At 65.0% G+C, this 791-nt stretch carries 2 protein-coding genes; both read left to right on the forward strand.

The annotated features are described in order from the left end of the window. Window positions 1-433 (forward strand): helix-turn-helix transcriptional regulator (locus A9X05_RS06520; RefSeq protein WP_197498949.1); only part of this gene is annotated, 433 nt, incomplete at its 5' end. A gap of 105 nt (window positions 434-538) precedes the next feature. Next, window positions 539-791: AAA family ATPase (locus tag A9X05_RS06525; protein WP_231978271.1), on the forward strand; the 253-nt coding region annotated here is incomplete at its 3' end.

Raw genomic sequence — 791 nt, forward strand, 5'->3', positions numbered from 1 at the left:
GGTGGCCGTTGCGGAGTCGCTTCGCGGGTTTCCGCGGCCGCTGCTGTACGCCAGTGCTGCCGAGGACGCCGGCGGCGAGCTGGCTCGCGCACGGCGCGACGCCGAGGCGATCGACCAACTGAACGCGGCGTTCGACACCTACATCGAGTGTGAGGCGATTGCCGATGCCCGCCGGGTCGGCCGCACATTGCGCCGATTAGGCGTGGAACGGCGCATCGTGGCTCACCCGCGGTCAAAAACCGGCTGGGACAGCCTCACCGATTCCGAACTCAAGATCATCAACCTCATCGCACAGGGCGCGACCAACCGCGACGTCGCCACGCAGCTGCATCTCTCCCCCCACACCGTGAAAACCCACGTACACAACGCTTTCGCCAAGTTGGGCATCACTTCCCGTTCCCAACTGGCGCGGCTCATGCGCGACCCTGGGTGACGTGCACACCTAGAATGGTGTGCACTGCAGTGGCAGTCCGGTAGATGGAAGACAGGGATTCCCGTGGGGTCTTCAACCGGCCTATTTGATGTCGGCGGCCAACGCTTGATCACCTCGCCGATTCGAGGGCGGGCAGACGAGCTGAAAACGGTTGGCGCGCGGGTCAATGCGGTGGCCCGGGGGCGCGGGGGTGTGCTCGTCATCGAGGGCCCACCGGGCATCGGCAAGAGCCGGTTGCTCACCGAGGTCTTGTTGCTTGCCGAGAAGGCCGGTGTTCGGGCACTGTTCGGTGAGGCGTTCGAATATCAGCAGACGGTGCCGTTTTTCTCGCTGTTCATGGCAACCCTGCGCGCGGAGC

The sequence above is a fragment of the Mycobacterium sp. E3298 genome, from assembly GCF_001666895.1.
Classification (GTDB): domain Bacteria; phylum Actinomycetota; class Actinomycetes; order Mycobacteriales; family Mycobacteriaceae; genus Mycobacterium.